The following is a 15,819-nucleotide window of genomic DNA, read 5'->3' on the forward strand; positions in this document are numbered from 1 at the left end:
AACGAGCCGGAAGAGCGCGGGAACCCCTCTCCTGTAAGGAGAGTGCAGGGGTGAGGTGTAGGCCCCTGGAGCAGTGAACTGCGACCTCACCGCTACGCAGCGACCACCTCACGGCAAACACGGTGAGCGGCCTACCCCTCACCCTGCCCTCTCCCTCCGGGAGAGGCTTTCCCGCTGGTTCTGAAGAGCCGTCAGCGCGCCTCCAGCACCAGCTCGAAGGTCATCAGCACCGGGTTGTCGCCCCGAACCAACCGCCCGCTCGCCAGCGCGCCGCTATAGTCGACCAGCGCGACATCGATTGCTGCTTCGAAGCCCCCCACGCCCGGAGCGATCCGACCATCGGTGATGGCGACCTCCGTCGCGAAATTCTCGACCACCCCACCATCCGTCAACCGCGCGCCAATGGTCGAGCCGACCCCGCCATGGATCGCGGCCTCGCGAACCCCGCGCTCCGCACAGAACGTCTCCAGAGCTCCGCAGAAATCGACATTCGGCTTCACGCGCAACGCGAAGAAGCGTCCATCCCCGGCGCCACCTGCCGCAGCCGCCACCGGTCCGAACAGCTTGAAATGCGTCTCGCCATCCGGCTCAGCCGTGAAAGCCGCACCATCGAGTCCGACCGCCTGCAGCGTGATCGTCTCGGCCACGGTCGTCTCGTCCGGGAGGATATGCCCGCCGCTGCGCTTGCCGTCTCCTTCCACCCACAAGGCATGCGCATGGAAGAACGGCGCCCCGTCGCGCTGGCCGAAGGTCATCGCGCCGACCTCGATGCGCGCCCCGCCCTCCAGCCGGAAGGTCTCGCTATAGAAGGCGGCATGCTCCGGCGTCTTCGATAAAGCCGGCATCACATAGGCGAAGGGTGCAAGCTTCAGTCCGTCGAGCTTCACCACGCCCGAGGTGAAGCCCTCGGCCGCGAAACCGCTCCTCACCGCCTCCAGCAACGGCACGCCAGCCGGCAGCGTCAGCGAGAAGGCGCGCCCGCCGCATTCCACCCACTGGATGCGTTCGGGAGTTCCGGTGCCGGGCTGCTCGACCCGCCTCACGACGCCTTCCCCTTCAGAAAGTCGAGCTCCCCGCGCTTCTCCAGCTCGTCCTTGACGAGGCGCTTCGGCACCTTGCCATAGCCCGATTTCGGCAGGGCCTCCCAGAACAGGAAGCGCTTCGGCATCTTGTAGCGGGCGATCTTGGGCCCAAGGAAATCCGCGATCTCGCCTTCCGTCGCATTCTGGCCGGGGCGGTTGACGCAGACCGCGATGCCGATCTCGCCCCAGACCGGATCGGGCACGCCCAGCACGGCGACTTCGGCGATCGCCGGATGGGTCAGGATCTTCTCCTCGATCTCCCGCGGATAGATGTTCGAGCCGCCGGAGATGTACATGTCCGAGGCCCGGCCGGTGATGTAGACGAAGCCCTGTTCGTCCATATGGCCGAGGTCGCCGGTGCGGAACCAGCCATTGCGGAAGGATTTCGCATTGGCTTCCGGATTGTCGTAATAGCCGGCGAAGACGGCCGGGCCGATCACGCAGATCTCGCCCTGCACGCCGGCCTCGACCTCCCGGCCGTCCTCGTCCTGGATCTGCACCTGCATGCCCGTGCGCTCGAAGCCGCAGGTGCCGATGCGGGCATTCGGCCCGTCCTCGGCCTCATGCAGCGCCGGCGGCAGCACGGTGATGTTGCCGGTCACCTCGCCCAGCCCGAAATACTGCACGATCACCTTGCCGAGCTTCCTGAGCGCCGCCTTCTGGTCCTCGCGATACATCGGCGCGCCCGCATAGATGATGTAGCGCAGGCTGGAATGATCGTGCTGGTCCACGGCCGGATGCTCGACCAGCATCTTCAGGATCGTCGGCACGGTGAAGATGTTGCTGATCCGGTGCTTCGCGATCAGGCGGTAGGCCTCGTCGATATCGAAGCGCTCGGTCGGCAGCAGGATCGAGGTCGCGCCGCGTGCCGAGATCATGAGCTGGTGCACACCCGCGCCATGCGAGAGCGGCGCCACCACCAGCGACGCGTCTTTTTCGGTCGAGCCCGGCACAAGGTCGCAGAGATGGTTGGTGATGACGAAGCCCATCTGGCCATGGGTCAGCACGGCCGCCTTGGAGCGCCCGGTCGTGCCGGAGGTGAAGAAGAACCAGCAGGGATCGTCATGCTCGACCGCGACATTCTCGACCCTTTCGCCGCGATGGCGCGCGATCACGGCGCCGACCTCATTCTCGCCGAAAGCCCCCTCGCCGATCCGCCAGGTGAATTCCGGCGACGGGCTCGCAGCCGCGACAGCCGCCGCATGTTCCGGGAAGTCGCCATGACAGAGGAAGCCTTTCGCGCCGGAGGCCGTCGCGAGATAGGCGACCTCGTCCGGCAGCAGGCGGAAATTGGTGGGCACCCAGACGGCGCCGAGCCGGAAGGTCGCGAACATCGAGACGAACATCGCATCGCAGTTCTTGGAATGGACGAGCAGGCGGTCGCCCTTGCCGATGCCGCGCGCCTTCAAACCCGCGGCAAGCGCCGAGACCTGCGCATCGATCTCGGCCCAGTCGAGCGTCTTCTCGCCCCAGATGAAAGCCGGATGCGCGGACAGGCGACGCGCATTCTGCGTCGCGATATGGGCGAGGTTCATCACGCGCCGGGTCATCGGCACGACGCCCCCGGTCGGGGCGGCTGTTGCAGAGCTCATCGTACGGCTCTCCCTGTCTCGATGGATCGCGGCATAGCGGCCGCCATGGGCCTGCCGGCCCGCTTGGATACGAACATTTCAGCCAGGAGCGCTTCCATGCGCTCCGCCTCGCGCGCCAGCGGCACGGCAAGCTCCGCCTGCCGGCCCGGCGTCATGCGGCTGTCGATCGCGGCGATGGAGAGGGCGCCCGCGACCCGCCCATCCGGATAGCGAAAGGCTCGGCCGATCCCCCAGGAGCTGGCGACGAGCCGGCCGGGATTGAGCGAGAAGCCGCGCTCCCGGGTCTCCGCGATATCGGCCCGCATCGCATCCGGGGCAAAGCCGGGATAGCGCGCCAGCAGCGCCGCTTCGTTGGCCGCGATCACCCGGTCCACATCGTCGTTGGGCAGGGCCGCCAGCATCGCGAGCGAACCGGCGCCGACCCCGAGCGGATGCTGGTCGCCCGCCTGCAAGGCATGGGTCCGCACCGGGTACGTCCCTTCCTCCCGATGCAGGCAGATCGCGTAATTCTCGCGCCGGACGGTCAGGAAGCTCGTGTCCTGCGTCTCCGCCGACAACCGGCGCAGGCCGTCCATCGCGATTTCGAGCAGGCCGTGGCGCCGCGCCGCCAGAACACCCAGCACGAAGGCCTCTTCGCCGAGGCAATAGCGCCGCGTCTGCGGCTCCTGCTCGACCAGGCCTGCGCGCATCAAGGCCAGCAGCAGGCGCCGCGTCGTCGGCTTGTTGAGCCCGCTTCCGGCGACGATCTCGCCGAGCGGCAGGCCTTCGGCCGGCTCCCGCCCGATCAGCGAGAGCAGCCCAAGCGCCCGGTCGACGCTCTGCGAGCCGGACAGGCCGGCTTCGGGCGCGGAATTCTGCGGCAAGCGCTCCTCCAGATAGTCCATGATATGGACCTTATTCTTGTATCCCAACCCTAGATGGGCGCTTTGCGGATTGCAATGCCGCACCCCTCGTGTAATCTGCCGGCCGTCCCGCTGCCTGGCTATTCACAGTGTGGACCACAATCGACGCCGGCGACACACAAGATCGGCGCGAAGGGAGGAACGGAATGATGGCCCTTTGGGCATCCTGCATCACGGGCGGATTGCGCCTTGAGCATCGGACCGAAAAGCGGAACGCGCTTTTCGGGAGAATCCGATGCCAAAGCAAAAGGCTAGATCGTCACGTCGCGTCCGGTAGGACGCGCGACGATCTTGCGACCGGCATCTGAGGCCGGCGCATGAGCGATATCGCCGATACCCTGACGATCCCCGAGAACCTGAGCGAGAACGCGGATGCGCGTCCGGGCTCCGCCATCATGCGGCCGGTCGAGGCGGTCGCCGCCGCGCTGGTTGCCTTCATCATCGGCGTGCTGCTGCTCGGCGTCGTCTCGCGCTATGTCTTCGCGCTGCCATTTGTCTGGGTCGACGAGGTCGCCTCGATCGCCTTCATCTGGCTCGCCATGCTCGGCGCCGCCATCGCCGTCGACCGCAACGAACATCTGCGCCTGACGCTCTTCGTCGGCATGATGCCGCCGCGCCTGCGCGAATTCGTCGAGACGCTGGCGCTGACCGCCGTCGCCGCCTTCCTCGCCGCGATGGTCGACCCGGCCATCGAATATGCGGTGGAGGAAAGCTACGTCACCTCGGCCGCGCTCAACATCCCCGTGAGCTGGCGCGTCTCGGCCATCGCCGTCGGCATCGCGCTGATGGGGCTGTTGACCCTGCGCTATCTCTTCAAGACCGCGCGCCTCGTCGACATCGCCGCTGCGGCCGCAATCATCGGCGGCTTCGGCCTCGCCTTCTGGCTGCTCGGGCCGACGCTCAAGGGCCTCGGCTACTACAACATCCTGATCTTCCTGATCGGCGTCGTCGCCGCCTGCCTCGTCGCGGGCGTGCCGATCGCCTTCTGCTTCGGGCTGGGCACGCTCGCCTTCCTCGCCTTCTCGACCAACGTCCCGATGCTCGTGATGATCGGACGCATGGACGAGGGCATGTCGAGCCTCATCCTGCTCTCCGTGCCGATCTTCGTCCTGCTCGGCTGCATCCTCGACGCCACCGGCATGGGCAAGGCGATCGTCGATTTCCTGGCCTCGCTGCTCGGCCATGTCCGCGCTGGCATGTCCTATGTGCTGCTCGGCTCGCTCTATCTCGTCTCGGGGATTTCGGGCTCAAAGGTCTCGGACATGGCGACGGTCGCGCCCGCGCTGTTCCCGGAGATGAAGCGGCGTGGCTACAAGCCCAAGGACCTGATCGCGCTGCTCTCCACCGGCGCCGCGATGGCCGACACCGTACCGCCCTCGATCGTGCTGATCGTGCTCGGCTCCGTCGCCGGCGTCTCGATCGCGGGCCTGTTCAACGCCGGCTTCGTCATCGCCGGCGTGCTGCTGGTGGCGCTTGCCGGTCTCGCCCGCTGGAAGGCGGCGGCGGAGGATATGAAGGGCGTGCGCCGCGCCCCGCTCGCGGTGATCGGCAAGGTCGCGCTCGTCGCCGCTCCCGCGCTGGTCCTGCCCTTCATCATCCGTGCCGCGGTCGGGGGTGGCGTCGCCACCGCGACCGAGGTCTCGACCATCGCCGTGCTCTATGCCCTGGTCATCGGCATCGTGCTCTATGGCGGCATCAGCCCGCGCAAGTTCTACCAGATGCTGGTCGAGACGGCGGCGCTCTCGGGCGCCATCCTGATGATCCTCGGCACGGCGCTCGCCATGGCCTGGGCCTTGACCCAGACCGGCTTCGCCCGCGACCTCGCCAGCTTCATGGCGCATCTGCCCGGCGGCTGGCTCGGCTTCATGGCGGTGTCGATCGTCGTCTTCATGATCCTCGGCTGCGTGCTGGAAGGCCTGCCGGCGATCGTGCTGCTGGCGCCCCTGATGTTCCCGATCGCCAAGAGCCTCGGCATCAACGACGTGCATTATGCGATGGTCGTGGTCACCGCGATGAATATCGGCCTGATGGCGCCGCCGATCGGCATCGGCTTCTACATCGCCTGCAAGATCGGCAACGTCTCGCCGGACGAGGCGATGGGCGCGATCTGGCCCTATCTCATCGCCCTGCTCGTCGGCCTCGTCGTCATCGCCCTCGTCCCCGGCCTCTCGACCTGGGTGCTGTGAAGCTCATTGCCAACCACAAGAAACAAACAACAGACGCTCTCAAGGAGAAAACGCCCATGACCATCTCGCGCCGTACCCTGCTCCAGGCGACAGCCGCCGCCTCTGCCATCGGCACCTTCCATATCGGCCGCGCCAACGCCCAGGCCGCCGAGTTCACCTATAAATACGCCAACAACCTGCCCGTCGCGCACCCGATGAACATGCGCGCCAACGAGGCTGTGGCCAAGATCAAGGAAGAGACCAAGGGCCGCGTCGACATCCAGATCTTCCCGAACAACCAGCTCGGCTCCGACACGGACATGCTGAGCCAGGTCCGCTCGGGCGGCGTCGAGTTCTTCACGCTCTCGCCGCTGATCCTCTCGACACTGGTCGCCAACGCCTCGCTCTCCGGCATCGGCTTCGCCTTCCCGAACTATGACGCCGTCTGGAAGGCGATGGACGGCGAGCTCGGCGCCTATGTCCGCGGCCAGATCAACAAGGCCAATCTCGTCGTCATGGACAAGATCTGGGACAACGGCTTCCGCCAGATCACCTCGTCCAAGGGCCCGGTCGCCACGCCTGACGACCTCAAGGGCTTCAAGATCCGCGTGCCGGTCTCGCCACTCTGGACCTCGATGTTCACCGCCTTCCAGTCGGCCCCGGCCTCGATCAACTTCGCCGAGGTCTACACCGCGCTGCAGACCAAGATCGTCGACGGCCAGGAGAACCCGCTCGCGATCATCTCGACCGCGAAGCTGTTCGAGGTGCAGAAGTACCTCTCGCTGACCAACCATATGTGGGACGGCTTCTGGTTCCTGGCGAACCGTCGCGCCTGGGAGAAGCTGCCGGAAGACCTGCGCGCCATCGTCGCCAAGAACATCAACGCCGCCGCGCTGCTGGAGCGCGACGACGTCGCCAAGCTCAATGCCGGCCTGCAGGGCGAGCTCGCCTCCAAGGGCATGGCGATCAACGAGACCAAGGCCGAAGCCTTCCGCGACGCGCTGCGCAAGGCCGGCTTCTACGCCGAGTGGAAGAAGAAATACGGCGATGAGGCCTGGGCGATCCTGGAGAAGGCCGTCGGCAGCTCGCTGAGCTGATCGGCGCCAGCCACCACACGCGGGTCATCCCGGGCGGAGCGAAGCGGAGACCCGGGATCCATGCCGGAAGAGTTCAGGCATGGATCCCGGATCGGCGCGGCTTCGCCGCTTGTCCGGGATGACCCGCGGATATTTCCGATAGCGAGAGACTGATCATCATGGCCGACCGGCTGAAGGGCAAGATCGCCATCGTCTTCGGCGCAGGATCCTCCGGGCCCGGCTGGGGCAACGGCAAGGCCGCGGCCGTAGCCTATGCCCGCGAGGGCGCCGGCGTCGCCTGCATCGACCTCAATCGCGAGGCCGCCGAGGAAACCGCCGCGATCATCGCCGGCGAAGGCGGCAAGGCTCTGGCGCTTGCGGCCGACGTCACGAATCTCGCTTCGGTCGAGGCCTGCGTCGCCGAGACCGTGAGCCATTTCGGCCGCATCGACATCCTCCACAACAATGTCGGCGTCACCCATATGGGCGGCCCGGTCGAGCTTTCGGAGGATCAGTTCGAGGCCTCGCTCCAGCTCAATCTCGGCTCGGTCTATCGCTGCGCTAAGGCCGCGATCCCTGAGATGCTGAAGAGTGGCGGCGGCGCCATCGTCAACATCTCCTCGCTCGCCGCCATCCGTTGGACCGGCTATCCGTACTTCGCCTACTACGCGACCAAGGCGGCGGTGAACCAGGCGACGGTCGCGCTCGCGATGCAGTATGCAAGGCAGAACATCCGCGCGAACTGCATCATGCCAGGCCTGATCGACACGCCGCTGATCTACAAGCAGATATCCGCGCAATACGCTTCCGTCGAGGAGATGGTCGCCGCCCGCAATGCGCTGGTGCCGCTCGGCCAGATGGGCACCGCCTGGGACATCGCCAACGCCGCAATCTTCCTGGCTTCGGACGAGGCGAAATTCATCACGGGCGTCTGCCTGCCGGTCGATGGCGGCCAGAGCTGCGCCACCGCTCCGCTGGGTTGAACAAGAGCATTCGCGTCATTCTCGGGCGAAGCGGAGCGGAGACCCGAGAATCTCTGGCAGGAAGAGGCGCAGGAACCGCCCCGGCAAGAGCTGCTCAGGTCAGGCCCGAGCATGACGTTCCCCCTCTCCCCATCGACCGTTCATTCCCCCATTGGAACGCTTGCTCCATTTCGTCATCGCTGCCAGAACTGTCGCGCATAGAGAATCCGCCGCGAGCACGAACGACGCATGAGCGATATGGCGACGACGGAACTGCCGCGTGATTTCGACGGCCTGCGCACACTGATCCTCGCCCAGCGTGAGAGTTTGCCCAAACGCATCGCGCAGATCGCCGCCTATGCGCTCGACAATCCCGACGAAATCGCTTTCGGCACCGCGGCCAGCATCGCCGTTTCCGCCGGTGTCCAGCCCTCGACGCTGATTCGCTTCGCCCAGCATCTCGGCTTCGACGGCTTCACCAGCCTGCAGGGCGTCTTCCGCGAGCGCCTGCGCGAGCGCAATTCCAGCTATGAGGAACGCCTCAGCACCTTGCGGAGTGGCGAAGGCCCGGCCGGCAACCATCACATTCTCGACGGTTTCCTCACCGCCTCGCGCAAATCGCTGGATGTGATGAGCCGCAGCCTCGACGAGGGGACGCTCGACCGGGCGATCGAATTGCTGGCCGGCGCCGAGACGATCTACATCCTCGCCCGCCGTCGCTCCTACCCCGTCGCGAGCTATCTCGCCTATGCGCTCGGCAAGCTCGGCGTGCGCTACCAGCTCGTCGAATCGGCGGCCGGGCTCGACCCCGAGATGATCGCCTTCGCCACGCCGAAAGACGCCGTGCTCGTCGTCAGCTTCTCGCCCTACGCGCCGGCCACCGTCGAGGATGCCCGCGGCCTTGCCGAGCGCGGCGTGCCGCTCGTCGCCATCACCGACAGCGCCTTCTCGCCGCTCGCGAGCTTCGCGCAGCTCTGGTTCGAGGTCGCGGAAGCCGATTTCGGCGGCTTCCGGACGCTGGCCTCGACCATGGCGCTGGCGATGGCGCTGACCGTCGGCATCGGCGAGGCGCGCCGCGACGGCCGCGGCAGGAGCCGCCGCCGCAGCCAGCCCGGAAAAGCATAGGAATATCCATTCCGCATTGACGAAATAATGGAATTATTATTTCATGCCGGCAGCCAGGGCCGTTCGGCCTGAGAAGCATCGCAGCCGGGAGGAGCATATGACGGGACCGCTCAGCGGATCGGCGCAGGCGCTCGACGTCATCACCATCGGCCGCGCCTCGGTCGATCTCTACGGCCAGCAGATCGGCTCGCGGCTGGAGGATATCACCTCCTTCGCCAAGTCGGTCGGCGGCTGCCCGGCCAACATCGCCATCGGCACGGCGCGGCTCGGCCTGCGCTCCGCCCTGCTCACCCGCGTCGGCAACGAGCAGTTCGGCCGCTTCCTGCGCGAACAGCTCGCTCGCGAGGGCGTCAATCTCGACGGCCTCAAGACCGACCCCGAGCGGCTGACCGCGCTGGCCATCCTCTCGGTCGAGAGCGACAAATCCTTCCCGCTGCTGTTCTACCGCGACAACTGCGCCGACATCGCGCTGGAGGAAGGCGATATCGACCCCGCCTTCATCGCGCGCGCCCGCGCCGTCGTCGTCACCGGCACGCATTTCGCTCAGGCCAAGCCAGAGGCCGCCCAGCGCAAGGCGATGCGGCTGATGCGCGAGAACGGCGGCAAGGTCGTGCTCGACATCGACTACCGCCCCAATCTCTGGGGCCTCGCCGGGCACGATGCCGGCGACAACCGCTATATCGCCTCGCAGGCCGTCTCCGAGCGGATGAAGACGGTCCTGCCCGGCTGCGACCTGATCGTCGGCACGGAGGAGGAGGTGCTGATCGCCTCCGGCGAGAGCGAACTGCTGCCGGCGCTGAAGACGATCCGCTCGCTGACCCCGGCGACGATCGTGCTCAAGCGCGGCCCGATGGGCTGCATCGTCTATGAGGGGGCGATCTCGGAGGATCTGGAGGACGGCATCGTCGGCAAGGGCTTTCCGATCGAGGTCTACAATGTCCTCGGTGCCGGCGACGCCTTCATGTCCGGCTTCCTGCGCGGCTGGCTCGGCGGCGAAAGCCTCGCCACCGCCGCGACCTGGGCCAATGCCTGCGGCGCCTTCGCCGTTTCGCGCCTGCTCTGCGCGCCGGAGATTCCGACCTTCGAGGAGCTTCAATATTTTCTGAAGAACGGCAGCCCGCATCGCGCGCTCCGCAAGGATGAGGACATCAACCACATCCACTGGGCGACGACACGCCGGCGCGACATCCCCTCGCTGATGGCATTTGCCTGCGACCATCGCTCCCAACTGGAAGAGCTCGCCGACAAGCTCGGTGCCGACCCGGCCCGCATCCGCGACTTCAAGGTTCTGGCGGTCAAGGCCGCGGCCCGCGTCGCCGATGGCCGCCCCGGCTATGGCATGCTGCTCGACGAGAAGCATGGCCGCGAAGCGCTGTTCGAATTCGCCCGCCACCCCTTCTCCTGGCTCGGCCGCCCGGTCGAACTGCCGGGCTCGCGCCCGCTGCGCTTCGAGACGAGCCAGGATATCGGTTCGCTCCTGCCGGAATGGCCGGTCGATCACTGCATCAAATGCCTGTGCTTCTACCATCCCGACGATGCACCCGAGCTGAAGCGCGAGCAGCAGGAGAAGCTGCGCGGGCTGTTCGAGGCGGCGCGCAAGGTCGGCCGCGAATTGCTGGTCGAGATCATCGCCGGCAAGAACGGCCCGCTCGGATCCGACACCGTCGCCCGCGCGCTGGAAGAGCTCTACGCGCTGGGCATCAAGCCCGACTGGTGGAAGCTCGAGCCGCAATCCTCCCCCGCCGCCTGGACCGCGATCGAGAAGACGATTGCGAGGCACGATCCCTGGTGCCGCGGCGTGCTGCTGCTCGGACTCGATGCTCCCGCCGAGGAGCTGGAGGCCGGCTTCGCCGCCACGGCCGGCACTCCGATCGTCAAGGGCTTCGCCGTGGGCCGCACCATCTTCATGAATGCGGCGGAAGGCTGGCTTTCGGGCAAGCTCGACGACGAAGCGGCCATCGCGGACATGGCGGGGCGTTTCGAGGCGCTGACCGGCCTCTGGCTTGCCACGCGCGGCCGCAAGGCGGCCTAGCGCATCGGCCCGAAAAGTGGGAACCGGTTTTCGGACCAAGCCGATGCTAAAAAGACTCCCGACCGGAGACAGATCATGAGCACCGTCCGCCTCACCATGGCGCAGGCGCTGACGCGCTTCCTCGCTGCGCAGATGACCGAGATCGACGGAGAGCGCCTGCCGATCTTCGGCGGCGTCTGGGCGATCTTCGGACATGGTAATGTCGCGGGGCTCGGCGAAGCGCTCTGGCACGAGCGCGAACGCCTGCCGACCTTCCGCGCCCATAACGAGCAGGCCATGGCCCATGCGGCCATCGCCTATGCCAAGGCGCACATGCGCCGCCGCTTCATGGCTGCGACCACCTCGATCGGCCCCGGCGCGACCAACCTCGTCACGGCTGCGGCGCTCGCTCATGTCAACCGACTGCCGGTGCTGCTGCTGCCGGGCGACGTCTTCGCCAATCGCATTCCCGATCCCGTCCTGCAGCAGGTCGAAGCTTTCGGCGATGGTACGATCTCGGCGAATGACTGCTTCAAGCCCGTCTCGCGCTATTTCGACCGCATCACTCGGCCCGAGCAGATCATCCCGGCGCTGACCCGGGCCATGCAGGTGCTGACCGATCCGGCCGAATGCGGACCCGTCACCCTCGCGCTCTGCCAGGACGTGCAGGCCGAAGCTTACGATTACCCAGAGAGTTTCTTCGACGAGCGTCTCTGGACGCCGCGCCGTCCGCGCGCCGACCGTGACGAACTGAAAGCCGCTGCCGAGGCGTTGAAAGCCGCCAAGAAGCCCCTGATCGTCGCCGGCGGCGGCGTGCTCTATTCCGGCGCGAGTGACGAATTGGCCCGCTTCTCCGCCGCGACCGGCATTCCGGTCTGCGAGACGCAAGGGGGCAAGTCCTCCCTACCGGACAATCATCCATTGAACATGGCGGCCGTCGGCGTGACCGGCACCGCGGCCGCGAATCGTCTCGCGGCGGAAGCCGACTTGATCCTCGCGGTCGGTTCGCGCCTGCAGGACTTCACCACCGGCTCCTGGGCGCTGTTCGGCGCTCCCGGAAAGACGATCATCGGCCTCAACGTCCAGCCCTTCGATGCCGGCAAGCACTGTGCCTTGCCGCTGGTTGCCGACGCCCGCGAGGGCCTGGCCGAGCTGGCCGATGCCATCGGCAGCTGGAAAGCGCCGGAGAGCTGGACCAACAATGCCAAGTCCGGCAAGGCCGAGTGGCGGAAGGAAGCAGATCAGGCGACCGGCGCCAGCAACGCCGCCCTGCCCTCGGATGCCCAGGTCATCGGCGCGGTCCAGCGCACGCTGGGCTCCGACGTCATCCTGCTCCATGCAGCAGGCGGCCTGCCCGGCGAATTGCACAAGCTATGGCAGGCCGGCGCCCCCGGCTCCTACCATGCCGAATACGGCTTCTCCTGCATGGGCTACGAGATTGCAGGCGGGCTCGGCGCCAAGATGGCGCGGCCCGACGAAGAGGTCGTCGTCATGGTCGGCGACGGCTCCTACCTGATGCTCAATTCCGAGATCGCGACCTCGGTGATGCTGGGCCTCAAGCTCACCATCGTCCTGCTCGACAATCGGGGCTTCGGCTGCATCAACCGCCTGCAGAACGCGACCGGCGGCCAGAGTTTCAACAACCTGCTCAAGGACGCCCGGCACGAGACCCTGCCGGAGATCGACTTCGTCGCCCACGCCGCCAGCATGGGCGCGATCGCGGTGAAGGCGGCCTCCATCGCCGAGCTCGAAGCCGCGCTGGCGCAGGCCAAGGCCAACACCCGCACGACCGTCGTCGTCATCGACACCGACCCGCTGATCTCGACGGGGGCCGGCGGCGCCTGGTGGGATGTCGCGGTGCCTGAGGTCAGCGAGCGCGAGCAGGTCCGCGCGGCGCGGGCGAGTTATGAGAAGCTGCGCAAACACCAGAACATCGGCAATTGAAGCCGTTTCCCTAGGCGAGAAAGACCCCTGACATGATCCGCATCGGCGCGAACCCCATCGGCTGGTCGAATGACGACATGCTGGAGATCGGCGGCGACATTCCGCTCGAAACCTGCCTGAAGGAGGCGCGCGAAGCCGGCTTCACCGGCATGGAGCTCGGCAACAAGTTCCCGCGCGAGGCGGCCAAGCTGAAGCCCATCCTCGATGCTCACGGCCATGCGCTCGTCTCCGGCTGGTATTCGACCGAACTGCTCGTCCGCGACGTCGCCGCCGAGATGGCGGCCGTGAAGGCCCATGCGACGCTGCTGCGCGACATGGGCTGCGCGGTCCTGATCGCGGCCGAGACCTCGAACGCGATCCATTCCGACATCGCCAAGCCGCTCTCGGCCAGGCCCGTCCTGCCGAAGACGCGCTGGGACGAGTTCGGCGCGCGCTACACCAACTTCGCCGAGGCGGTGAAGGCGGAATACGGCCTCCAGCTCGTCTACCACCACCATATGGGCACGGTCGTGCAGACCGAGGCCGAGATCGACCGCTTCATGGGCGTCACCGGCCCGGTTGTCGGCCTCCTGCTCGACACCGGCCACGCGACCTGGGGCGGTGGCGATCCCGCCCGCATCGCCCGCCACTGGAAGGCGCGCATCCACCATGTTCACTGCAAGGACATCCGCGAAGCCGTGATGTGGCGCTCGAATCGCGAGGACTGGTCCTTCCTCGAATCCGTGCTCGCCGGCGTCTACACCGTGCCGGGTGACGGGCTGATCGACTATGTCCGCGTGCTCAGGGAACTGCAGGGCTATTCCGGCTGGATCGTGGTCGAGGCCGAGCAGGACCCGAAAAAGGCCGAGCCCGCGGCCTATGCCAAGCTGGGGCATGCCAATCTGGTGCGCTTCATCAAGGAAGCCGGGCTGGCCTGAACATCCTCCACGGTCATTCCGGACAAGCCGCGAAAGCGGCGCCGATCTGGAATCCACCGGAGGTCGATGCGCTTTACGATGGATTCCGGGCCTCCGCTGCGCTGCGCCCGGAATGACGCCCCTGATTGAATCTGACTGCTTGAGGAAGCACCGATGTCCCGTCTCAAGGTCAAGCCCAACGGCAGCCATGGCCGCGTCACCCATGTCACGCCGGAAAGCGCCGGCTGGACCTATGTCGGCTTCGACCTGCATCGCCTGAAGCCGGGCGAGACCGTTTCGGCGCAGACCGGCGACCGCGAGACCTGCCTCGTCTTCGTCACCGGCAAGGGCGAAGCCACGGCCGGCGGCCAGAGCCTCGGCGAACTCGGCCAGCGCATGAGCCCCTTCGAGGGCAAGCCCTGGTCGGTCTATCTCCCGGAAGGCTCCGCCTGGTCCGTCACCGCCACCACCGATCTGGAACTCGCCATCTGCACGGCACCGGGTCTCGGCGGCGGACTTCCCGTGCGCGTCATCCGCCCCGACGAGCTCGGTCAGGAGGTCCGTGGCAAGGGCTCCAACACCCGCCACGTCACCAATATCCTGCCAGAGACCGAACCGGCCGATTCGCTGCTCGTCGTCGAGGTCATCACCCCCGCCGGCAACACCTCGAGCTATCCGCCGCACAAGCACGACCAGGACGACCTGCCGCGCGAAACCTATCTGGAAGAGACCTACTACCACCGCCTCAACCCGCCGCAGGGCTTCGGCTTCCAGCGCGTCTATACCGACGACCGCAGCCTGGACGAGGCCATGGCGATCGAGGACGGCGACGTCGTGCTGGTGCCCAAGGGCTATCACCCCTGCGCGACCTGCCACGGCTACGACCTCTACTATCTCAACGTGATGGCCGGCCCGAAGCGGAGCTGGAAATTCCACAACGCGGCCGAGCACGAATGGCTGCTGAAGGGATGAGCCCGCCTCGCGGCGCGATTCTCCGCTCGCCGCACCGGTCCTTCGAATAAAGGACGGCTTCGTTCCGCTTTGCCGCTTTGATCCGGGCTGTCACCCAGCGATCGGCGGGAAGCGAGAGGAATGAAGCGTCAAAGCATCGTCGCCGTAGCAGCCGGAGGCGAAACCCTAGCCCGGATTGCACTTGTAGACGGTGCCGGTCGTCTTGCCGCCCGACCATTTGATGTCGGCGACGTCGGAGAAGACATGCGTGCCGCCCATATCGGCGCCGCGAATCTTCAGCCGGTTCAGCGTCAGCTCGCGCATCTTGTCGAGCGGCACGACCGAACCGAAACCCGAATCGCCGTCGATCTCGCCGAGCTTCTGGCAGTTCTCGATCACGCCCTGCGTGTTGGTGACCACCACGATGCTGGTGCGCGAGGTCTGGTAGGCGCAGGCGCCGAGCAGAAGCACGGGCAGAAGGATCAGGAAACGCGGCTTCATCGTCACGGCCGGATGGTCTCTCTCGGAGGTATCGAACGCATGATCCGCCGCTTTGACACAAAAGCAAGCCCGACGCCAATCGGGAAATGCTCCGGCGGCTGACGGTTGCAAGTCTCCAAAGCGGAAGACCTTCGCCACCTCCCGCCAAGAACCGGATACGACACTATTGTCACAAAACAGCCGTGCGAACTTCACTCAAACACGATGCCCATTCTTGACCTGCCAACGCGGCTGCTCTTAAGTCTCCAGCAGGCCAATGGGAGGCTGAAAAGGAATAAATAATGCGTAGCATTTTGATCGTTGGTGCGATGGCCGCTCTTCTCGCCGGTTGCCAGACCGCGCAGGAATCGATGGCCGACGCCGAAGTCACCTGCGAGTCCCAGGGCTTCCGCCCCGGCACCCGCGCCTACCAGCAGTGCCGTTCGGCGAACTATGTCGAGAATCGCCGGGCCTCGAACGAGACCGGCAATGCGGTTGCGGCCGGCGTGGCCGCCGGCGTCATCGGCGGCGCCCTCGTTGCCGCCGACAACCGCGCTTACTACGGCCGTGGTTATTACGGCCGCCGTGGCTACTGGTGGTGAGATAGCGAGGCGCCTTCTTTCGGAAGGCACC

13 protein-coding genes are annotated in these 15,819 nt (G+C 66.5%); 9 read left to right on the forward strand and 4 right to left on the reverse strand.

What is annotated here, in order from left to right; all coding sequences use genetic code 11:
* Positions 1 to 191: 191 nt before the first annotated feature.
* The 3 genes from GGC47_RS09755 to GGC47_RS09765 are packed head-to-tail and all read right to left on the reverse strand — an operon-like array spanning position 192 to position 3,558.
* Entirely contained in the window at positions 192 to 1,043 is an 852-nt protein-coding gene (locus tag GGC47_RS09755; protein ID WP_142021970.1) for a PCC domain-containing protein, read from the reverse strand.
* Positions 1,040 to 2,674 (reverse strand): acyl-CoA synthetase, encoded by a 1,635-nt coding sequence (locus GGC47_RS09760; RefSeq protein WP_429067854.1) that lies wholly within the window; start codon positions 2,672 to 2,674, stop codon positions 1,040 to 1,042. The genes GGC47_RS09755 and GGC47_RS09760 overlap by 4 nt, the downstream gene beginning before the upstream one ends.
* Positions 2,671 to 3,558 carry an IclR family transcriptional regulator gene (locus tag GGC47_RS09765; RefSeq protein WP_429067857.1) on the reverse strand — a complete coding sequence of 296 codons (888 nt, stop codon included), beginning with the start codon at positions 3,556 to 3,558 and terminating at the stop codon, positions 2,671 to 2,673. The genes GGC47_RS09760 and GGC47_RS09765 overlap by 4 nt, the downstream gene beginning before the upstream one ends.
* A gap of 335 nt (positions 3,559 to 3,893) precedes the next feature.
* Between GGC47_RS09765 and GGC47_RS09770 the strand changes: the two genes are divergently transcribed.
* From GGC47_RS09770 to iolB, 8 genes are all read left to right on the forward strand, one after another.
* Complete coding sequence (locus GGC47_RS09770; protein WP_429067860.1) at positions 3,894 to 5,762, forward strand: TRAP transporter large permease; 1,869 nt, start codon at positions 3,894 to 3,896, stop codon at positions 5,760 to 5,762.
* 56 nt (positions 5,763 to 5,818) lie between these two features.
* Positions 5,819 to 6,838 (forward strand): TRAP transporter substrate-binding protein, encoded by a 1,020-nt coding sequence (locus GGC47_RS09775; RefSeq protein ID WP_429067863.1) that lies wholly within the window; start codon positions 5,819 to 5,821, stop codon positions 6,836 to 6,838.
* 158 nt (positions 6,839 to 6,996) lie between these two features.
* Positions 6,997 to 7,800, forward strand: coding sequence for an SDR family NAD(P)-dependent oxidoreductase (locus GGC47_RS09780; RefSeq protein WP_429067866.1), 804 nt, complete (start codon positions 6,997 to 6,999; stop codon positions 7,798 to 7,800).
* 228 nt (positions 7,801 to 8,028) lie between these two features.
* The gene (locus GGC47_RS09785; protein WP_429067869.1) at positions 8,029 to 8,904 is read left to right on the forward strand and encodes a MurR/RpiR family transcriptional regulator; all 876 of its coding nucleotides are present in this window, start codon (positions 8,029 to 8,031) and stop codon (positions 8,902 to 8,904) included.
* Between the two features lie 97 nt (positions 8,905 to 9,001).
* Complete coding sequence (locus GGC47_RS09790; protein WP_429067871.1) at positions 9,002 to 10,936, forward strand: bifunctional 5-dehydro-2-deoxygluconokinase/5-dehydro-2-deoxyphosphogluconate aldolase; 1,935 nt, start codon at positions 9,002 to 9,004, stop codon at positions 10,934 to 10,936.
* A 72-nt stretch (positions 10,937 to 11,008) separates the two neighbouring features.
* Entirely contained in the window at positions 11,009 to 12,859 is a 1,851-nt protein-coding gene (gene iolD / locus GGC47_RS09795; RefSeq protein ID WP_370954656.1) for a 3D-(3,5/4)-trihydroxycyclohexane-1,2-dione acylhydrolase (decyclizing), read from the forward strand.
* A 32-nt stretch (positions 12,860 to 12,891) separates the two neighbouring features.
* On the forward strand, positions 12,892 to 13,776 hold the full coding sequence (iolE, locus tag GGC47_RS09800; RefSeq protein ID WP_142021978.1) for a myo-inosose-2 dehydratase: 885 nt from the start codon (positions 12,892 to 12,894) through the stop codon (positions 13,774 to 13,776).
* 153 nt (positions 13,777 to 13,929) lie between these two features.
* Positions 13,930 to 14,727, forward strand: coding sequence for a 5-deoxy-glucuronate isomerase (gene iolB / locus GGC47_RS09805; protein WP_142021979.1), 798 nt, complete (start codon positions 13,930 to 13,932; stop codon positions 14,725 to 14,727).
* Between the two features lie 165 nt (positions 14,728 to 14,892).
* Here iolB and GGC47_RS09810 read toward each other — a convergent pair whose 3' ends face one another.
* Entirely contained in the window at positions 14,893 to 15,207 is a 315-nt protein-coding gene (locus GGC47_RS09810; RefSeq protein WP_113254514.1) for a DUF4156 domain-containing protein, read from the reverse strand.
* Between the two features lie 281 nt (positions 15,208 to 15,488).
* On the opposite strand from GGC47_RS09810, the gene GGC47_RS09815 reads away from it, so the two are divergent.
* On the forward strand, positions 15,489 to 15,788 hold the full coding sequence (locus tag GGC47_RS09815; RefSeq protein ID WP_038359716.1) for a hypothetical protein: 300 nt from the start codon (positions 15,489 to 15,491) through the stop codon (positions 15,786 to 15,788).
* The last annotated feature ends 31 nt before the right edge of the window (positions 15,789 to 15,819 follow it).

The sequence above is a fragment of the Allobosea sp. OAE752 genome (assembly GCF_050433265.1).
GTDB lineage: Bacteria > Pseudomonadota > Alphaproteobacteria > Rhizobiales > Beijerinckiaceae > Allobosea > Allobosea spartocytisi.